This window comes from Acetobacter lambici (assembly GCF_011516885.1).
Taxonomy (GTDB): Bacteria; Pseudomonadota; Alphaproteobacteria; order Acetobacterales; family Acetobacteraceae; genus Acetobacter; species Acetobacter lambici.
The window spans coordinates 1-19,667 of the sequence record NZ_WOTD01000002.1 but is presented as its reverse complement, the minus strand read 5'-3'; the positions used below and the strand labels follow the sequence as shown (position 1 = coordinate 19,667).

Here is a 19,667-nt window from a genome sequence, read left to right as displayed (position 1 = left end):
CCCTATTCCATTTTCTTTTTTTCTTGGGAGCCAGACCCAACGCTTGCCCTGACTCGCAACAACTCACTGATCAGCCAGTGTTCCGTTCGTCCGATGTTACACCAAGCTGCTTGAGTTTGCGATGCAAAGCGCTGCGCTCCATGCCCACAAACAGCGCTGTGCGACTTATGTTCCCTCCAAATCGTAATAATTGTGCCTGAAGGTACTGGGTCTCGAACAGGTCACGCGCCTCGCGCAGCGGCAGGCTCATCACATCGGTTGAGGCATCGAACTTTAACAGCCCCGGTGCGTTCTCCCCAATGGTGGAGGGCAGCATGTCCGCGCGGATCAGGTCCTGACTGCTGCCGGGCTGCATGATCAGCACCCGTTCCATCAGGTTCCGCAGTTCGCGCACATTGCCCGGCCAGTCATAGGCCTGCAAAACAGCCACGGCATCGGGCGAGAGATCGCGCGAGGGCAGGCCTGCCATTTCCGCCGCACGGTGCAGGAAGAGCGTTGCCAGCCCCGGAATATCATCCCGCCGTTCCTTGAGAGCGGGCATGCGCAGGGGAACGACCGCCAGACGGTAATACAGGTCCTCGCGGAAGCGACCACCCACAATTTCGGCCTGAAGGTCCCGGTTGGTGGTTGCCAGCACACGCACATCCACCTTAACGCGGGAGCCACCGCCAAGCCGTTCGAACGTCTGGTCCTGTAGGGCGCGTACGATCTTGCCCTGCGTTTCCAGCGGCATGTCCGCCACTTCGTCCAGCAGCAGGGTGCCACCATGGGCACGCTCCAGCACACCGGTGCGGCGGCCAATACCATCCACCCCGCCTTCAAGCCCGAACAGTTCCTCCTCAAACCGGCCGGGAGCGAGCGTAGCGCAGTTGAGGGCAACAAATGGTCCATCCGTCCGGCGGGAGCGGGCATGGATCATACGGGCCGCCACCTCCTTGCCCGAACCCGGCCCGCCACTAATGAGCACGCGCGAGCCGGTAGGGGCCACTTTTTCAATCTGGTTGCGAATGGCCACAATCTGCGCGCTGTTACCGTACAGTTCCGCATCCTGCCCGGCCCGCAGGCGCAGTTCCTCATTTTCACGCGCAAGGCGTGACGCTTCCAGTGCACGCCGGACAATGACCAGCAGCCGGTCGGCCTGAAAAGGTTTTTCTATAAAGTCGTAGGCACCGTGCTGGAGCGCCGCCACTGCGGTTTCGATCGTACCGTGGCCCGAAATCATGACCACGGGCACGGAAGATTCCTCCGCCTTCATGGTTTGCAGAATTTCCAGCCCGTCCATATCCGAGCCCTGCAACCAGACGTCCAGAATAACCAGAGACGGCCTGCGGACCCGGAAGGCCGCCAGAGCTGCCTCGGAACTGGAGGCCACGCGGGCCTCATACCCCTCATCACACAGAATGCCTTCTATCAGCATCCGAATGTCGGGTTCGTCATCAACGATCAGGATTTCATGCGCCATGGTCGTCTTTCACCGGCAAAACCAGAGTAGCCACAGTTCCCCTCTCTCCTGCTCTGTCTTCCAGACGGACCGTTCCACCATGATCTTCCATGATTTTTTTCACAATAGCCAATCCCAGCCCCGTTCCCTTGGCTTTGTGCGTTACGTAAGGTTCGGTCAGACGGTTCCTGTCATCCTTGGGAAGGCCCACCCCATTGTCGGCCACGACAATAGCAATGTTTTCCCCCTCCCGCGCAATACGCACCCACACCTCCCCTTTGGGCTGAGCCTCCTGTTCGGGGGCGTCTGCCTGTCTGGGAGCCATGGCAATGGCATCCGCCGCGTTTTGCAGCAGGTTGATCAAGGCCTGACTGATAAGCCGCCGGTCACACCGGCCCCGCGGCCCATGATCTGGCAGATCAAGGTGATACAAAATCTCATGATGTGCGTTACGTTGCAGGATGAGCACCTCCTGCGCAATACGGGAAAGGTTCTCATCCTTCATAATTGGCTGCGGCATACGCGCAAAAGCCGAAAATTCGTCCACCATGCGCCCGATATCGCCGACCTGACGGACAATTGTATCCGCGCACTGGGCAAATGTATCGGGGTCAGAGGTGATCTCCTTCAGAAAACGGCGTTTGAGCCGCTCTGCCGCAAGCTGGATGGGTGTAAGCGGATTCTTGATCTCATGCGCAATGCGCCGGGCCACGTCCGCCCATGCCGCCTTGCGCTGGGCCTGTTGCAGGGCGGTAATGTCATCAAATGTCATCACGTACCCTTCGGTCACGGTCCCGCGTAGCTCCGCCCCCACACGCACCAGCAGGGTGCGCTGGCTGGTGCCAAGGCCGATCTGGATTTCCCGCGTAAACACGGTCTCGGGCGAGAGGGTAATTTCCTCCAGCAACCCGGCAAATTCGGGCACGCGCGTGGCCAGTGACTCGCCAATGGCATCGGCCAGATTGGTCTGGAGCAGCACGCTGGCCGCACGGTTTGGCAGTTCAATCCGCTGTTCCACATCCAGCCCGATCACCCCGGCGGACACGCCAGACAGAACGGCCTCGGTAAAGCGCCTGCGCTCATTGATCTGCCCGTAGGCCACCATCAGTTCCGAACGCTGGCTGTCCAGTTCCTCCGTCATGCGGTTAAAGGCGCGTGACAGGCTGGCGACCTCATCATCCCGATTGGTTTCGGGCACATGCACGCGCAGATCGCCCTCACTCACCCTGCGCGCGGCCATGCTCAGCAGGCCAAGCGGGCGGGCAATCTGGTTAGCCAGCGCAAAGCCGATCAGGGCCGCCACAGCCAGCACCAACAGGGCCACCAGCACAAAGATCATAACAAATGTGAGCTGGATTTTGGCCTTGTTACTATTGAGGTGTTTGTAATCCGCCACCACATTTTCCGTCCGGTGCATGTGCTCCAGAATGGACGGGTCAACCAGACGGGTAATCACCAGCATGAGCGTGGGCGTCTGCGACAGTTCCACAACCGCGCGCACCGTGCGCTCATCGGGGGAATCCAGAATAGCCACGTCGTTCGAGCGCGCCATTAGCGTTGCCGCTGGCGGGGGCAGGTCCTGCAAATAGCCTGTGCGGCTCATAAGCCCACCCGCCGCCACAACGCGGTTGGTAATGGGGTCGTAGACAAGGGCCTCGGTCAGCCCGCGCATGGTCGCCTGACTATCCAGCATCTGGGACAGGGCATCATGGTCCTGCAACAGTTCCATGCCGCTGGCGGCCAGTTCGTTCTGCGCGCTCATGATGTAATTGGACATTGAGAACGCATCGGTGCGGATATTGGCGTTATGCTCCTGCAAATACCCGCGCGAGGCCTGCAAGGCCTCGTTCAGTGCGGTGTTCACCCGGTCCGAGAACCAGATCTGAATCCCGTAATGGAAAAACAGGGTGGCAAACACGCCCACCACCACCGTGGGGGCCACAGCAACAATACCGAACAGCGTAACAAGGCGCACATGCAGGCGTGTGCCCGCCAGACCTTTGCGGTATTCGACCAGAATGGGCCAGCCACGCACCCCCATGGCCAGCAGTAACAGCAGCAGCACCAGCCCGTTTACAAACAGCACCAGCGGCTCAACCACCGCGTAATGCCCGAAGGACATACCGCCCGAAAGCACGACAAACGTTGCAAACACCAGGCACAGCGCCAGCGCCACCAGTGTTACAGCCACACTCCTGCGCTCAAGCGCGCGCAACAGCCATTGCAGGCGCGAACGCGAAAACAGGTGCGAGGAAGAGGGCTGAGGTGCTTTTGTCATACCTACGGCTAGACTACGCCACGCACGACGGGAATCTCAAGGTCGCGTATTTTTTTACGCAAGGTATTTCTGTTCAGCCCCAACATGGCGGCGGCCTTGATCTGGTTGCCCCGTGTTTCCGTCAACGTCATCTGGATGAGCGGACGTTCCACTTCGGCAATAATACGGGCATGCAGATCATGCAACGGCATGCCTTCGCGCCCTGCCTCCAGATACCGGGCAATATGGCGCGAGACTGAATCGACCAGAGGCTCGGCCACCTGCTGCCTGTCCGGCGCAAAGTCACTGGCCAGAGGGTCCGCGAGTTCCGCATCCACCAGTTCCGCCGTAATGGTCTCCTGCGAGTACAAGGCCACAATGCGGCGGATCAGGTTTTCGAGTTCACGCACATTCCCCGGCCAGCGCCATGCCTGCAGGCGGGTCATGGCTTCCTCATCAAGCATACGGTAACCACCGCCCGCCTCGCGGCACTGGGCCAGAAAATGGCGGGCCAGAAGGGGGATGTCCTCACGCCGCTCACGCAGGGGAGGCAGGCGCAGGGGCACCACGTTCAGGCGGTAATACAGATCCTCGCGGAATATGCCTGCCTGTATGGCCTGCCGCAGGTCCCGGTGGGTGGCTGCCACAATCCGCACATCGGCATGCAACGGGGTGGAACCACCTACCGTTGTAAACTCCCCTTCCTGCAACACACGTAACAGACGGGTCTGGGCCTCCTGCGGCATGTCCCCGATCTCGTCCAGAAAGAGCGTGCCGCCGGAGGCCTGCTCAAACCGTCCGGGCATCCGCCCCAGATTGCCGCCACGTTCATAACCGAACAGCTCACTCTCGATCTGCTCCCGCGGGATGGCGGCCATGTTGACGGCAACAAACGGACCGCTGCGGCGGCGGCCATATTCATGCAGGGCGCGGGCCACCAGCTCCTTGCCGGTGCCGCTCTCCCCCGTGATCATGACGGTCAGGTCCGAAGTCGTTAGCCGTGCAATGCTGCGGTAAATCCCCTGCATGACCATGGATTGCCCGATCAGCGGCAGGCGCTCCTCGGGCGTTGGTGCCGGGGCGGGTTTTTCGGCCTCCTGCACCGGGGTTGTCAGCGCGCGCGCCACAACCGCGAGCAGTTCCTTAAGATCAAACGGCTTGGCCAGATATTCAAACGCCCCGCGCTGCGTGGCCTTTACGGCGGTTGTGAGCGTGGACTGCGCACTCATGACAATAACGCGCAGGTCGGGCCTGATCTGGCGGATGCGGGTTACAAGCTCCAGCCCGTTACCATCGGGCATGGCCACATCGGTAATGACCAGATCGCCCTCCCCCTCCTGCACCCATTGCCACAAAGTGGAGGCGTAAGGAGTGACCTGAACCTGATACCCCGCGCGACCAAGTGCCTGCCCCAGCACAGTGCGAATGGACCGGTCATCATCAGCAACAAGAATGGTGGGCAGTGGTGTCATGCGTTTAAAACCAGAGGAAAAACAACAGGGAAAGGCTTATCAGGCGCAGGGGAGCCTCAGGTCAAGGGAGGCCAGCCCTTTCTTCCGCAAGTGGAAGGAAAAGGCTGATTTCCGTCCGGCCGGGGCGGCTTTCAACTTCCATGACCCCGCCGTGGTCATCCATCACCTTCCCCACCAGCGCCAGCCCTAGCCCGCTGCCATTCACCTTGGTGGAAACAAACGGTTCAAACAGGTGCGGCCTGACCGTTTCCGATATTCCCGGTCCCGTGTCCCTTATGGTCACCACCAACGGCAGATGCCGCCACTGGGTGGTGCCCGGAGCGGTTATGCGAATACCCGGCCGGTAGCTGGTGATCAGGGTAATATCCCCGTCCCTCCCGGCCTCACGCAGAGCTTCAGCCGCGTTCTTGACCAGATTGAGCAGCACCTGAACCAGCCGGTCCCTGTCCCCCCACACATGGGGGAGGGAGGGGTCATACTGCTCTATAATACGCAGCCCCTTGGCAAAGCCGTTGCTCGCCAGAAGCTTGACGTGTTCCAGTAGACGATGGATGTTCAGGGCGCGGTAGTCCATCTGCGCCTCACCAAACATGCCCATACGCTCGACCAGCGCATCTATGCGGTCCACCTCATCACAGATCAGGGTGGCAAGGTCGCGGTCCGCATCACCCACGGCCTGTTCGAGCAACTGGGCGGCCCCCTTTATGCCAGAGAGCGGGTTACGCACCTCATGCGCCAGCATGGCCGCCATGCCAGACACACTGCGCGCCGCCGAGCGGTAAACCTGCTGCTGGTCCAGCACACGCGCGGTAGAAGGCAGGTGGAATGTGAGCAGCAGATGCCCCGGATGATCCAGCACCTCTGCCCCCTGCACACTCACTCCCTCATGGTGGAAGCGGGGCGAACTGAAGAGCAGGTCATGCTCGGTCACGCTTCCGCCCCGCTGGCGCAAATGGGCAAGCAGGAGGTAAATCGGGTGGTCCGGGGGGGCAATTTCGGCCATGCCGCCAGCCTTGATCTGGTGGCGGGACATGCCAAAAAACTCTTCCGCTGCCATGTTGAGCGCAAGAACCACGTCCCCCGCCCCGACCTCCAGCACCGGAACGGGCAGACTGTCCAGCAGAAGCGCCGCGTCAGGCTCTACCCTGTCTGGCGCTTGTGTGCTCACGCCGCGTGGGCCTGTTCTTGCTGGCGGGCTGTTTCCTGCCGGGAGGCACGGGGTTCGCGCTGTGCACCGGCGGCAATCTGCTGGTCATAAAATTCTGCAATCTGGGCCACGGCTTCTTCGGGTGTTTCCACCTTGTTGAACGTCGCACGGAACGCGGCTGAGGCAGGCAGTCCGGCGGAATACCAGGACACATGCTTGCGGGCCAGCCGCAGACCGGGGCGTGGGCCAAAATGCTCCAGCATCATGTTGTAATGCTCCAGCACAATAGCTTTTTCCTGCGCCAGAGCGGGGGCGGGCATATCCTCCCCCGTGCGCAGGGCGTGGGCAACCTGGGCCAAAAACCACGGCCGGCCGTAGCAGCCACGCCCGATCATAACCCCATCAGCCCCCGACTGGGCGAGCGCGTTGCGCGCATCGGCTGTGGTCAGGATGTCTCCATTCACAATAACGGGCAGGTCCACGGCATTTTTGACGTTGCGGACAAAAGCCCAGTCCGCCGTGCCGTTATAGAACTGCTGGCGGGTGCGCCCATGCACCGTAATCATGCGAATACCCGCATCCTGCGCAATACGGGCCAGCACGGGGGCGTTAAGGTGTTCGTGGTCCCAACCCATGCGCATTTTGAGGGTAACCGGCACGGACACGGCCTTGACCACCGTTTGCAGCATACGCTGGGCTGCGGCCTCGTCCCGCATCAGGGCGGAACCGGCCATCTGCCCTACGGCCACCTTTTTAACCGGACAGCCAAAATTAATGTCGATCAGGTCGGCCCCACGGTCCACTGCAATGCGGGCAGCCTCGGCCATGGCCTGGGGGTCGCACCCGGCCAGTTGCACGGCATTGGGGCCACCGGCATCGGCCACTTCGGCCATGCGCAGGGTTGTGTCGTTCTCACGCACCATTGCCCACGAGGCAATCATTTCGGAAACAACAAGTCCGGCCCCAAGCTTGCGCACCAACCGCCTGAACGGCAGGTCGGTCACGCCAGACATGGGGGCCAGAATTACCGGCGTATCAAGAACAACACCGCCCAGATCAATCGGACGCAGCAGAGGTTGCGTTTGCACAGTCATTTCCATTTGCCTACGAATTAGGCAGAAATACCGGTCCACGCGCCCCTGTGCAATGTTTTTCGTAGGGGTTGCGCCGCAAAACCTTACGGCACCAGCACGCTCACCGTAGCAGCACAGGCAATCCCTTCTTCCCGCCCGGTAAAGCCCAGACGTTCGGAGGTTGTAGCCTTGACCGAAATACGGTCCACATCCACTTCCAGCAGGGCTGCCAGACGTTCGCGCATGGCCTGTGCATGAGGGCCGATCTTGGGCCGTTCGCAGATCAGGGTCAGGTCAGCGTTAATGAGCATGCCACCGCGTTCACGAATACGCTGACCAGCATGGATGAGGAAGCGCGCACTATCGGCATCCTTCCATTCGTTCTGACTGGGGGGGAAGTGCCTGCCAATATCACCTTCGGCCAGTGCGCCATAAATGGCGTCGCACAGGGCATGAATGCCCACATCCGCATCGGAGTGCCCGGCAAGGCCGTGCGTGTGGGGAATGGTAATCCCGCACATGATCAGCGGCCGCCCTTCCTCAAACGCATGCACATCGTACCCAAGGCCCACACGCGGCAGCAATGTGGGTCCAATCAGCCTTTCAAGACGCACCAGATCAGCCTCATATGTCAGTTTGATATTGTCTTCATCACCGGGCACCAGAGCCACGCTGAACCCGGCATCTTCGAGCAGTCTGGCATCATCGGTCGCGTTGAGCGAGGCTGCTGCGCGGTGCAGGTCCAGGAACAGACCAAAACGGAAGCCCTGAGGCGTTTGCGCGCGGAACAGATGGTCACGCGGAACGGTGCCGTCAATCACGCCGTCTTTTTCACGCTTGAGCGTATCGGCCACAGGCACGGCGGGTATGGCACCGGGGTGTTCGGCCAGAGCGGCCACAACATTGGCCACAAGCTGCCCGGTCACGTAGGGCCGTGCGCCATCATGCACCAGCACCAGATCAGGCTTTTGCTCCGGCGGCAGGGCGTCCAGCGCCTCCAGTCCGGCACGTACGCTGGCCTGCCGGGTTTGCCCACCCTGCACGGGCGGCAGAACGGCCAGACCGTCCAGCGCTTCGGCCAGAGAGGCCGGGTCGCCTACAGGCTGAATGGTGGTGACATGCGGCAGCAGAGCCTGCGCGGCATGGCGGATAACGGGCTGGCCAGCAAGCAGCACATACTGCTTGGGCGTGGCGCACCCCGTGGTGGCGGCATAACGGCTACCTGTACCGGCAGCCAGTAGAATGGCAGCTACTCGCATGCCCGAAGCAATGGGGCCACACCCCTGCCCCGTCAAGCCTGAAAATGGGAAAGCGAGACATCCCGCCAGATGCGTGCCTACCTTACAGCAGGCAGCACTTCGCATACTGGCATGGAGCGCCAATAGGCCTGTATTAATCGCAATTTTATAGCGACTTCACCCCACGCAGGGGCATTGCCAGCAGGTGTTAGGGTCGCTCTCGGGCCTGAAGGTTTGTGCAGACCTCGCTCCTGCCACAGGCTGGCATATGGTGCTGTTTTAAAGAGCGGCGTCCCCCGTCTCACGCGTGCGAATACGGATGACACGAGCGAGGTCACTGACAAAAATTTTGCCATCCCCGATCTTGCCCGTATGGGCCGCATCCAGAATCGCTTCCAGAACCTGATCAAGTAGGGCATCGCTTACAGCGACTTCCACCTTGATCTTGGGCAAAAAGCTGATCCGGTATTCAGCTCCACGGTAAATTTCCGTCTGCCCTTTCTGGCGACCAAACCCCTTGACTTCCGAGACAGTAATCCCCTGAACACCCAGCGGCGCAAGCGCTTCGCGGACATCATCGAGTTTAAAGGGCTTTATAATGGCGGTAATCAGCTTCATACTGCCTGCAACTCCCTGCTGCAAAACATTTCCATGACGTTACGATGTTGGCACAGTTAAACACCAATTGCCAAGAGCTTTGATGCACCTCAAGGCACGATGACTGGTTTTGTCGCAAAGGAGGGCGCATATAGGGGCATGATCTGCAACAGCCTGTGCGGGCTTTTTGGGTTTGCCGCCTGCCAGATGTGTGAATTTTAAGGAAAAAACCGCATGAGCCCAATCTCCCCCGACGCCAAGGCAGAACACGCCAGCACCTCGCACCCGCCCGTGGCGGATGTGGATGTGTGCATTATCGGCGCGGGGCCTGTTGGCGCGGCCCTTGCGTGCCGTCTGGCGCGGGGCGGCATGCGGGTGGCCGTGGTGGACAAAGCGGCCCTGCCCCCCATGGAACACCCGGATCTGGACGGGCGGGCTTACGCCATTGCCGCGGGCCCCAAGGAGTTTCTGGAAAGTGCCGGGGTCTGGGACCTGCTGCCCGCCGCCTCCTGCCCGATTGAGGAAATTCTGGTCACCGATGGCCGCCCGGGCGAACCTGCGTCCTCCCTCTTCCTTGAATTCACGCGTGAGGATGCCTCCCAGCCTTTTGGCTGGATGGTGGAAGCCCGCGCGCTGCGTGTCGCACTCAACAAATGCCTGACCACCACGCCGGGCGTGACCGTTCTGGCCCCGGCGGAAGCAAAAATTACCCGCACAGCCCAGAACGCACATGTGCAACTGCTTGATGGCCGCAGCTTTAATGCCCGCCTGATTGTGGCCGCCGATGGCCGCAGGAGCCGCCTGCGCTCCGAAGCCGGCATTCCGCTGACCCGCCTGCCTTACGGGCAGACAGCCATTGTGTGCGCCATTGCGCATGAATTCCCACACGACAACAGCGCGCTGGAGCACTTCCTGCCCGCTGGCCCGTTTGCCCAACTCCCCATGACCGGCACGGACGAACACCCCTACATGTCCGCCATTGTATGGAGCGACAAGGATGGTGTTGCCGAACGCTTTGCCGCCCTGCCGGACGATGCCTTTGCCCGGCAGGTCGAACGCCGCATGGGCAATACCCGCCTTGGCCGCGTAACCCCCGTGGGGCGGCGCTGGACTTACCCGCTCTCCGCCCAGTACGCCGCGCGTTACACGGATACACGACTTATACTGGTGGGGGATGCCGCACACGGCATTCACCCCATTGCCGGTCAGGGACTGAACCTTGGATACCGGGACATCATCCACCTCAGCCCGCTACTGCTGGACATACACGCACAGGGCAAGGACCCCGGTGCTCCTGCCGTTGTTGCGCGCTATCAGGCCTTGTGTCGTCCGGCCAATATGCTCATGCTGGCCGCAACAGATGCGCTGGACCGGTTGTTCAGTAACGACAACCCCATCCTTCGTCTGGCGCGTGATCTGGGCATTGCAGGCGTGCACCGCTTTCCCGCCCTGCGGAAAGCCTTTGTAAAGCACGCCATGGGTTTGTAATTGCGGAGTAGCCGGGATGCAGGACGGTCTTGTTGCCTCAGTCAGTTCCAGCCATTTTGGAGAGAGCAGCATGATGTGCGCGCCACAGCTCACAGTGCTGTGGCAAAAAATGACGCAGGAAGCATGCAGTTGCCATGACCCGCTGGTACGCGGGTTACTGGCCACTGGCGTACGCAGCCATTCCAGCTTTGCCTCCGCCCTTGCCGCCCTGATTGGCCGCAAACTGGGCGACCGCTCCGTTGCCGCAGACGCGCTGTCCGAACTGGTAAAGGAGAGCTTTGATGCAGAGCCGGACATTGTATGCGCAGCAGCAGCCGACCTGCTGGCCATTCGGGAGCGGGACCCGGCCTGCCCGGATTTTGTAACCCCGTTCCTGTTCTTCAAGGGCTACCATGCCGTGCAGACCTATCGGGTGGCACGCTGGCTATGGCTGTCCGAACGGCGGCACTTGGCCCTGCACATGCAAAGCCGGGCATCGGAACTGTTTGGGGTGGACATTCACCCCGCCGCACGCCTTGGCCGCCGCATTCTGTTTGACCACGGCACCGGCATTGTGGTGGGCGAAACATCCATTATTGAGGACGATGTTTCCATTTTGCAGAATGTCACTCTGGGGGGCACGGGCAAACATTGCGGAGACCGCCACCCCAAGGTACGCCGGGGTGTGCTGATTGGTGCCGGAGCCAAAGTGCTTGGTAATATTGAAATTGGCGAAGGGGCCAAAATTGGCGCAGGTTCCATTGTGCTCGAACCCGTTCCCCCCTTTACCACCGTGGTCGGCAACCCCGCCCGCAAGGTCGGCGTGCGCCACAAAGGCATGCCCGCCCTGAACATGGACCAGACACTCCCGCCTATTGATTACATTATCTGACGCACAATGATGCGTGTGGGGCGGCGGCGCGGCCCCACACGGTCCACCATGACATGCAAACTATCTGGTTTTTTTCAGCCCAGACCACAGGGGGCGAAAGTTTGCAGGCCACAGAGCCCCCCCCTATGCCACGCAAAAAAGGGCGGAGCATGACCCCACCCTGACAATAACAGACAATTTTGAAAAAACTGGCGCGCCCTATTGGATTCGAACCAATGACCCACAGCTTAGAAGGCTGTTGCTCTATCCAACTGAGCTAAGGGCGCGAAATAGCCCCTTCCGCATAGAGGGAAAGAGGCTAAAAATCAATGCGTCCAGTTCTGGATCCGTTTATAGCCAAAATTATCGGCATAAACCTTGGGACGACGATGCCGCTGAATGGGCTGTTCCACCTCGTAAGCAATCTGCTCACGCTGTGCATAGGCCTCGGCTGCTTCGCATGTGTCGAACAGAAGGCGGAGCTGGGACCGGGTATCCACGCTACCAGTCCACCCCATAAGAGCGTCCTGCCTACGTGGGGCACCTTGCCCGTACTCAAACACCCACTGGCGGGTGCCGACCAGACCGGACTGACCGGCTGGCTTGGACTGCTGATAAATACGCGCTGGCATGGTGTGCCTCCCGCTTTATTTATGGTCGGGGCGCCCGGACTCGAACCGGGGGCCTCGTGTACCCAAAACACGCGCGCTACCAGGCTGCGCCACGCCCCGAACAAGCGGGAAACTAGGCGCCTAATTATAAACTGGCAACCCTGCCGCGCTAAAAAAATTACTCCGCACACTCTTTTTTGTTGCTGACGAGTGGCGGCACAAACAACGGAGCCGTATCCCACGGAAAAAGAACCCACGTATCCTGCGGGACTTCCGTAATAAACAGGTCCGTCAAAGCCTTACCCGCAGGCTTGGCATACAGGCAGGCAAAATAGGCTTTGGGCAGACATTCGCGCACAAACCGGGCCGTAACACCGGAATCGACCAGATCATCAATGATCAGGAACCCTTCCCCATCACCTGCCGCTTCGGGAGCCTTGATAATCTGGGGCTGTCCCATTTCCTCTTCATCGTAGGTTACGACGGAAATGGTCTCGATCAACCGGCAACCCAGCTCCCTTGCCGCAATAGCTGCGGGGATCAACCCACCACGGGTGACGGCGACAATACCTTTAAAAGGCATTTTGGGCACAAGGGCCGCAGCCAGTGCCCGGGCATCCCGATGCAGTTGCTCCCATGTCACCGTGGCATAATGCACAGCCATAAACACCATCCTTATATAATCAAGCAGCAGGCCGGGCCTTACCCCCTTGCCTTTATGCGCCCTCTTTAGCAGGAAGATGCGCCAGTTCCTACAGAGTGTTGCGTACCCGCAATCACCCCTTTGTCACAGCTCTGTGGTTTGCAGGCATACGAGCAACAACATGCAGGCGACGCAGATGGGTTTTAGTCCTCATCATCCCCGCCGGGGGTCTCGCCAATCCGCTCCAGATATTCCGGCTCACCATAATCGCCTATGTCTTCATCCACTTCCATGCGCACAACAACGGCACCGGCAACGTGCAGGATACCAGCACGAATTTTTTCCACCCGCCTGCGCGCATCCTCCACATTGGGGCATACAATAGGCGCACCTGCCCGTAACGTGGCTCCCTGCCGCACAAATGGCTGAAACACGATCCGCTCCGCTACCGCCATAACAACCTCACACATGCAATACGTTCTATTTTTGTTCTATCCTAATCGCAGTGCGATACAAAGGCAATAGTGCACTCGCCTGAGCACAAGCGCCTTTACCTTTGCACGCTAACACCCGCTGCCATATGGGGGAGCGGCATACCATACTGCTCCCCATAACGTGTGGCGAACACATCGCGCTCCAACCGCTCACAATAGTCCAGATACCGGATCAGCGCTTTTTCCGCCCGCACGGTCGGGCCATAGCTCCGTTTGTAATGCCGCCAGAGCATAAGCACATTAACCGACCATGCATCGTAACTATGCTGGCTAACGCGCTGCCGTATACTGGGGGGCAGGGCATCAAACGCCTGCCAGTCATTTCCATCATATCTGCGCCAGACTTCATGGCGGAGTGTGCGCTCGTTGGTGCGGGTGCCAGCCCCGGTCATTGTGCCGCGGGCTCCATCTGCCATGCGGGGAACGGGTCTGGAAGATTGGCAAACTCACTTGCATCAAAAAGGGTTTTCTCAGTATCCGGCACAAGGCATGCGTTCAGGGCTGCGCGAATGGCAGCCTCGTCCATATCAGCAGTGCCAATGAACACCATTTCCTGCCTGCGATCCCCATAGACACGATCCCATCTGGAGACCAGTGTGTCCTGCCATTGCGTATCTTCCGGCCAATGTTCAGGGGGTATTGTAACCCACCAATGCCCGGCGGCTTCCGTGCGCACCAGAGCGCCCGCCTGCCCGAGTTCCCCCACCCACATAGGCCGGGTAGCCAGCCAGAAATACCCTTTACTGCGCACAACGCCGGACCATGCGTGATCTATAAAATCCTTGAATTTTTCAGGAACAAAAGGTCTCCTCGCCCGAAAAACAAAACTACGGATGCCATATTCCTCTGTTTCGGGAACATGATCTGCAAACCCATAAAGCTCTTTGTACCATAAGGGGTTTTTATGTGCTTTTTCATAATCGAAGCGGTGGGTGTTGAGCACCCTGCCACGGGGCACCACGGCGTTGTCTGTTTCCACAATATCTGCATCGGGGTTCAGGCTCATAATAATCTGGCGGGCCGCCGTACGCTGCTCCGCCGTGGCGCTGGAAACCTTATTCAGCACCACAACATCTGCAAATTCGATCTGTTCCACCAGTAGGGAGACCAGTGCGCGGTCGTCCTCATCCCCCGCGATTTCCCCCCGATCCTTGAGAAAATCGGTTGAGCTGTAATCGTGGAGCAGATTGACCGCGTCCACCACGGTCACCATGGTATCCAGCCGCGCGATGTCCGCAAGGCTGGCGCCGTCCTCATCCCTGAACTCAAAAGTTGCGGCAATAGGGAGCGGTTCTGCAATACCTGTTGATTCTATAAGAAGGTAATCAAACTTCCCGGTCTGGGCCAGCCTGCGCACCTCCTGCAACAGATCATCACGCAAGGTGCAGCAGATGCAGCCATTGCTCATTTCCACCAGTTTTTCGTCCGTGCGGGACAGGTCACTTCCATCGCGCACAAGATCCGCGTCTATGTTCACGTCGCTCATATCATTCACAATGACCGCCACCTTGCGGCCTGTGCGGTTATTGAGAATATGGTTGAGCAGCGTTGTTTTTCCGGCACCAAGAAAACCGGACAGAACGGTAACGGGTAATCTGCTGGGCATGGGAGAGCCTTACTGTTGCGACAACACTCCCTCCGCTATATACGTTATGGTATAACATAACAATTCTAGCTTAAAACTAAAGCGGCTAGGCCGCCCATTCTGGTCGATATTCCATGCAAAAGGGTGGAGCATGCTCCACCCCGACACCAACAGTTATGGTGCGCTCAGATGTGTGTAAAGAATGAAGCAGCCAATGCCGATCAACGCGACACCGCCCAGAATTTCCGCGTAACGACCAATCCACACACTGGCATGCCGCCCGATAATGACCCCCAGCGTGGCCACAACAGTGGTAATACCGCCAATAACCAGACAGGCAGCCAGAATGTTCACACGCATAACACCAAGGCTAACCCCAACAGCCGTTGCATCTATGCTGGTAGCCAATGCTGTTGTGACCAGACCCAGCACGCCACGCCCCTGACGGGGTTCCACCGCAGCCTGCTCGGGGGGGGCTGGTCATCATTTTTTAGGGCAAGGCGGATCATGTTGCCGCCAATGGCCAGCAGCAGACCAAAAGCAATCCAGTGGTCTACCGCTGCAATCCATGTGCTGAGAGCCAACCCCAGAACCCAGCCGATAACGGGGGTTATGGCTTCAAAAAAACCAAAGACAGCGCCAATGCGCACGGCATCATTCAGACGGGCATGTTGCTCGGTTGCACCTTTGCCAACAGCCGCGGCAAACGCGTCCACCGACAGGCTGAGACCCAGAATACCCAGCGTGAAAAAACCGGTCATGAGAATTCCAAGGGCCGCAAGAAACACAAACAGCAGATGGAAGTCCCCCGGCCGCATTTGGGGTATCCACTGCCGTTGGTCTTGCCTGGCGTTTTTTATGCAAAAAACGCTGCCTCCACCATGGCCCAAAGGCCAAGTGTGTTGATGAAGGCCCCTCAAAACTGAGGGTAACTACTCCCCAAGGACGGAGCGATGCCTACCAAGCACGGAACAAGATTGCAACCCTTTGTTTATCCGCTTTTCATCCACAGGCTTACCCACGCAAGCATCCTCAGAATCTGTGGATAACACGGAAGCCCCAGCGTTCTGGAGGCTTGAGCTGCCTCCAGAACGGGCCAAAGTTCAGCGCGCCATGCCGGAGGAGATAACGCCACTGACCACACCAGCAATCACTCCGCTAGCAATACTGGTCAGCAGGAACTGGTTGCCATACTGCATCCAGCGGTAGCCCTGCGGGGGGGCATACAGCCCACGGTGACTGCGCCAGTCATCAACATACCAGCGGCTGTTTGATGGGCCGTCATATCGTTCGCCACGCTGCCAGTGGCGGTTCATGTCATAATGATCAGCGTCAAAGCCCGGTCCACCGGGGCCATTGCGACCACCATTACGGCCCGGCCCACCCTGCGCGGGCGGAGGCGACTTGTGCATGCCCGCGTTGCCACGCGGCCCCTGCCCCCCTTGCCCGCCACCGGGACCACCGCCAGGACCACCCGGCCCCATGCCCTGCGCATTGGCTGCAGACCCCACCAGTAAAAAACCGTTCATCATAACGGCAAGAAGGAGCTTTGTGTTCACCTGAATGTATTCCTTTTGCGCCAGAACCACGCGCGGTTCTGGCGCCTGAATTTTGGTTACCTTTGCGGCACCATTATGGCACCTGAGCATGGCATTAAACTCCACACACCAGCCTGAGGTTCCACCAGCATGCCCTCCGCGCCCCTTGCCATGAGGCTACAAAAAAACCACCAGCATTCTGGTGGTTTTTTAAGTTCCGGCCATCAGCCCGGAGCTGACCAGATGTAACTTATGCTGGCCTGCGCGTTGCGCCGCTCCTGACTATCTCCCAGACGGCAGCACTCCTCCCACGCAACTGGATTCAGGCAAGATTATGCGCAGGCTCAAAGATCGGCGCTAACGGAGAATTTGAAAGTTTCCGGATCTCCCATGACCAAATCGCTCTGGTAAACTGACGCCCAGTACCGCTGATTGCCAATGTTATCGACTTCAAAACGGGCAGTTAGCGCCTTTTTCGCCACAAGGAAGGTATAGCGTGCGCCCACATCAAAGCGTGACCATGCGGGCAGGTGCGTCGTGTTCATGTTGTTGAACTGCTGCTTACCGGTGCTGATCACACGGCCAACCAACGTCAAGCCCTTTACAAAAGGCACATCATATTCAAGGTTCCCGTTGATGGTGTAATTCGGCACACCGATCACGGTTTTTCCGTCATATGCGCCACCTGTTGTACGCATCTGTTTGGCGTCAATCAGTGTTAAACCGCCGTTAAAACGCAGACCGCGCAGGATCTCACCATTAAAGGTCAACTCCATGCCCCGGTTCCGCTGCTTGCCGTCCTGCGTATAAATTTCCTGTCCGGTCGTCCCGTCGGCTTCGGTCATACCCTGCGGCATGGAGGTCTGGAAAAATGCAACACCGGCTGCAAAACGGCCAACATCATACTTAGCCCCCACCTCGTACTGTGTGCTCTGGTAGGGGGCGAACACCTGCCCGGCATTAACGTAGGTGGCACCCACCGTCTGCCCCGCCGACAGCCCCTGAATACGGTTGAAATACAGCGACGCATGTTTGATCGGATGAATGACAAGGCCAATGACCGGCGAAAACGCCGCAGCATCGTAATGCGAATTCAGACTTGAAGTGTTATAATCATAGGAGTTCGACAGGATATCCTGATAACGGAAACCTCCCGTCAGTGCGATGCGGTCGTGCCAGAAGGTCATCGTATCTGAGAGGAACAGGCTGTACAGCTTGTTCCATGCCACCCGTCCCGGATTACTCAGGCTGCCGCCACTATAAGTTTCCGACGGCGAGAACTGCACGGGGTGGTAAATATTGCCTGCCTGCGGGCTCAGGCTCATGGAATAGGCGGCGTTTGCTTCTTCCCATATTGCGGACCCACCGGCGTTGATCTCATGTTTGATCGGCCCGGTATCAAAATGCGCACGAATACCAGCCTGAGTGGCTTCGTTCATGACATTATATGCATCGGCCATAGCGCCCACGGTCCCGGCGCCGGTCGCGGAGTTTGTGAGCGTGGTCGTAGCGTAATTGCCCATTTCGTTACCGCTCTGGGCACCAAATTTGCCGTATGCAGTAATGTGGCTACCAAGATCATGTTCAATGTTCAGCGTGCCAAACAAATAGCTCAGGTCAGTATAGGCCCAGCGCTGGCCCCAGTTTGCCGAAGGAGCGGTTGCTTTGGGCGTCGGCATCCCATCTGCCAGACTGGAAACGATGATTGCGCTGCGCCCGCCATAAACCTGCTGTTTCTGGTAATTCATGTTCATATTGATGCGCGTCGCATCATCATGCCAGTCAAAGGCTCCTCCAAGCGCCACGTCATCACGCCGCTCACCCTTGATCGCGGTTTCACCATCCATACCGGCAGCATTGAAACGAAAGCCAAAAGCACGGTCTTTGCCAAACCGGCGGCTAATATCAAACGCGCCACCGCCCTGCCCGCTACTGGTGTAATCACCCGTGATACGGGTGATATCTGTTTCCGCTGCGTGTTTGGGAATAAGGTTGACATTCCCGCCAACAGCCGACCCGCCGGGTGCCGCACCATTAAGGAACGCACTGGCACCATTAAGCACCTGCACGGAATCATAAAGCTGGGGAGAAACAAGCTGGCGCGGAGTAACACCGTACAGGCCGTCAATGGCCACGTCATCCCCGTACAACGTAAAACCACGGATCTGGAATAACTGTGCGTAATTCCCGTAACCCATGGCGGTACGCACCGTAGGGTCATTCAGGAGCACATCACCCAGCGTCTGTGACTGCTGATTCAGGATCAGACTGGAGTTATAGCTACGGATATTAAAAGGCACATCAAGGCCTTTCTTCTTCCCCAACGCACCCAGATCACCCCCACTGCTGACGTACATACGGTTTTGGCGAGCCGCAACGACAACAATGTCTTCACGCTGCCCCGATGCGGGATCATGAGTCTTTTCTGCCTTTGCCTTCGCGCCTTTCTCCCCGGCACTCGCTGGCTGCATATTGGAGGCGGCAGAAGGTTTGACTTTCCCCTTGACCGGCTCAGACACATTAGTCGCAGCAGCAGCAGCTACCACCGGACCATCCACGCTCACCAACAGGACGGATGTCAGGGTAGTGCTCAGGCAAAATGCACGAAGATTCATTATCAAAACCTATACAACGATATTTCGGGCACCTTATTCCGCAAATGAGATTAATTTGCAATAGCATACGTATCCGCATTACAGACACGCACTTCCCCAAAACCCGCACCAGACATGAGAAGCGCAAAAAAACTGCCGTTTAATAAGAAAAAACCTTCTATTATTTAATGATATTTTTATTCTACGCCTCACCCCATAATCACGATGTATTGTGGGGCCATATCAAGTCTGGTCCGGGCTTTACTCAGCGCCAGTTAACGACCAGGACCATGACACCCTCAGAAATGATGGGAAGAGACCCGCGAGTTGCCCGAACGCCAGCCCCCTCAAGCCCTCTCAAGCCTGCCCCCCCCCCCTCATAAGGCGGCAGGCATAACAGGTGGTGCCATTGCCCAACCATGGGCATAGTGGAGCATATACGCGCGCATATATACGCATACGTTTTATCTGTTCTTTAATAATTACTTAAATCATACCCTCTATTCACATGACATTCCTGCAAACTCGCTACGGCGTGTCGTCAGTTAAGCCCTGAGAGTGGCACGTGAGGGTTGTACTTTGTGTCTGCGTGTGCTGACTGTTTTCCCGTTTTTTTGGGGAGACAGACAGATGCGGCGC

Annotated in this window: 18 protein-coding genes, 2 tRNA genes and 1 riboswitch; of the genes, 2 read left to right on the top strand and 18 right to left on the bottom strand. The window is 58.5% G+C overall.

The genetic code is table 11. The features are described 5' to 3' along the window. Window positions 1-70: 70 nt before the first annotated feature. The 7 genes from ntrX to GOB86_RS02105 form a co-directional block, all read right to left on the bottom strand. A complete protein-coding gene (ntrX, locus tag GOB86_RS02135) occupies window positions 71-1,462 on the bottom strand; it encodes a nitrogen assimilation response regulator NtrX (RefSeq protein WP_165990748.1) in 1,392 nt (463 codons plus the stop codon). Next, entirely contained in the window at window positions 1,452-3,719 is a 2,268-nt protein-coding gene (locus GOB86_RS02130) for a sensor histidine kinase NtrY-like (protein ID WP_165990747.1), read from the bottom strand. The genes ntrX and GOB86_RS02130 overlap by 11 nt, the downstream gene beginning before the upstream one ends. 8 nt (window positions 3,720-3,727) lie before the next feature. Further along, a complete protein-coding gene (ntrC, locus tag GOB86_RS02125; protein ID WP_165990746.1) occupies window positions 3,728-5,170 on the bottom strand; it encodes a nitrogen regulation protein NR(I) in 1,443 nt (480 codons plus the stop codon). Window positions 5,171-5,231: 61 nt separating this feature from the next. Then, window positions 5,232-6,338: an ATP-binding protein gene (locus GOB86_RS02120; protein ID WP_165990745.1), complete on the bottom strand. Its 1,107-nt coding sequence runs from the start codon at window positions 6,336-6,338 to the stop codon at window positions 5,232-5,234. Beyond that, complete coding sequence (gene dusB, locus GOB86_RS02115; RefSeq protein ID WP_253543683.1) at window positions 6,335-7,405, bottom strand: tRNA dihydrouridine synthase DusB; 1,071 nt, start codon at window positions 7,403-7,405, stop codon at window positions 6,335-6,337. Before dusB ends, GOB86_RS02120 begins: the two co-directional genes overlap by 4 nt. An 89-nt stretch (window positions 7,406-7,494) precedes the next feature. Continuing rightward, window positions 7,495-8,649, bottom strand: a complete 1,155-nt coding sequence (gene ispF / locus GOB86_RS02110; protein WP_165990743.1) for a 2-C-methyl-D-erythritol 2,4-cyclodiphosphate synthase — start codon at window positions 8,647-8,649, stop codon at window positions 7,495-7,497. A gap of 258 nt (window positions 8,650-8,907) precedes the next feature. Then, a complete protein-coding gene (locus GOB86_RS02105) occupies window positions 8,908-9,246 on the bottom strand; it encodes a P-II family nitrogen regulator (RefSeq protein WP_086638005.1) in 339 nt (112 codons plus the stop codon). Window positions 9,247-9,459: 213 nt separating this feature from the next. On the opposite strand from GOB86_RS02105, the gene GOB86_RS02100 reads away from it, so the two are divergent. Both GOB86_RS02100 and cysE read left to right on the top strand, forming a co-directional pair. After that, window positions 9,460-10,713: a UbiH/UbiF/VisC/COQ6 family ubiquinone biosynthesis hydroxylase gene (locus GOB86_RS02100; RefSeq protein WP_165990742.1), complete on the top strand. Its 1,254-nt coding sequence runs from the start codon at window positions 9,460-9,462 to the stop codon at window positions 10,711-10,713. Between the two features lie 70 nt (window positions 10,714-10,783). Next, the gene (gene cysE, locus GOB86_RS02095; protein ID WP_242012447.1) at window positions 10,784-11,584 is read left to right on the top strand and encodes a serine O-acetyltransferase; all 801 of its coding nucleotides are present in this window, start codon (window positions 10,784-10,786) and stop codon (window positions 11,582-11,584) included. A gap of 189 nt (window positions 11,585-11,773) precedes the next feature. On the opposite strand, the gene GOB86_RS02090 is transcribed toward cysE, so the two are convergent. The 11 genes from GOB86_RS02090 to GOB86_RS02045 form a co-directional block, all read right to left on the bottom strand. Beyond that, window positions 11,774-11,850: transfer RNA gene (locus GOB86_RS02090), tRNA-Arg, on the bottom strand. A gap of 39 nt (window positions 11,851-11,889) precedes the next feature. Further along, complete coding sequence (locus GOB86_RS02085; RefSeq protein WP_165990740.1) at window positions 11,890-12,195, bottom strand: ETC complex I subunit; 306 nt, start codon at window positions 12,193-12,195, stop codon at window positions 11,890-11,892. A gap of 22 nt (window positions 12,196-12,217) precedes the next feature. Then, a tRNA-Pro gene (locus tag GOB86_RS02080) sits at window positions 12,218-12,294 on the bottom strand. 58 nt (window positions 12,295-12,352) lie between these two features. After that, a complete protein-coding gene (gene gpt, locus GOB86_RS02075) occupies window positions 12,353-12,838 on the bottom strand; it encodes a xanthine phosphoribosyltransferase (protein WP_165990739.1) in 486 nt (161 codons plus the stop codon). Between the two features lie 182 nt (window positions 12,839-13,020). Beyond that, a complete protein-coding gene (locus tag GOB86_RS02070; protein ID WP_242012424.1) occupies window positions 13,021-13,287 on the bottom strand; it encodes a hypothetical protein in 267 nt (88 codons plus the stop codon). Window positions 13,288-13,367: 80 nt separating this feature from the next. Next, complete coding sequence (locus GOB86_RS02065; protein WP_242012422.1) at window positions 13,368-13,727, bottom strand: DUF6525 family protein; 360 nt, start codon at window positions 13,725-13,727, stop codon at window positions 13,368-13,370. Further along, on the bottom strand, window positions 13,700-14,917 hold the full coding sequence (gene zigA / locus GOB86_RS02060) for a zinc metallochaperone GTPase ZigA (RefSeq protein ID WP_165990738.1): 1,218 nt from the start codon (window positions 14,915-14,917) through the stop codon (window positions 13,700-13,702). The genes GOB86_RS02065 and zigA overlap by 28 nt, the downstream gene beginning before the upstream one ends. Before the next feature lie 153 nt (window positions 14,918-15,070). Next, window positions 15,071-15,328 (bottom strand): manganese efflux pump, encoded by a 258-nt coding sequence (locus tag GOB86_RS16695; protein WP_456304162.1) that lies wholly within the window; start codon window positions 15,326-15,328, stop codon window positions 15,071-15,073. After that, window positions 15,289-15,657, bottom strand: coding sequence for a manganese efflux pump MntP (locus tag GOB86_RS16690; RefSeq protein ID WP_456304161.1), 369 nt, complete (start codon window positions 15,655-15,657; stop codon window positions 15,289-15,291). The genes GOB86_RS16695 and GOB86_RS16690 overlap by 40 nt, the downstream gene beginning before the upstream one ends. An 87-nt stretch (window positions 15,658-15,744) precedes the next feature. Beyond that, window positions 15,745-15,849, bottom strand: a riboswitch (yybP-ykoY riboswitch). 150 nt (window positions 15,850-15,999) lie between these two features. Continuing rightward, entirely contained in the window at window positions 16,000-16,545 is a 546-nt protein-coding gene (locus tag GOB86_RS02050) for an RcnB family protein (protein ID WP_242012420.1), read from the bottom strand. A gap of 233 nt (window positions 16,546-16,778) precedes the next feature. Further along, entirely contained in the window at window positions 16,779-19,049 is a 2,271-nt protein-coding gene (locus tag GOB86_RS02045; RefSeq protein ID WP_165990737.1) for a TonB-dependent receptor, read from the bottom strand. Window positions 19,050-19,667: the final 618 nt, after the last annotated feature.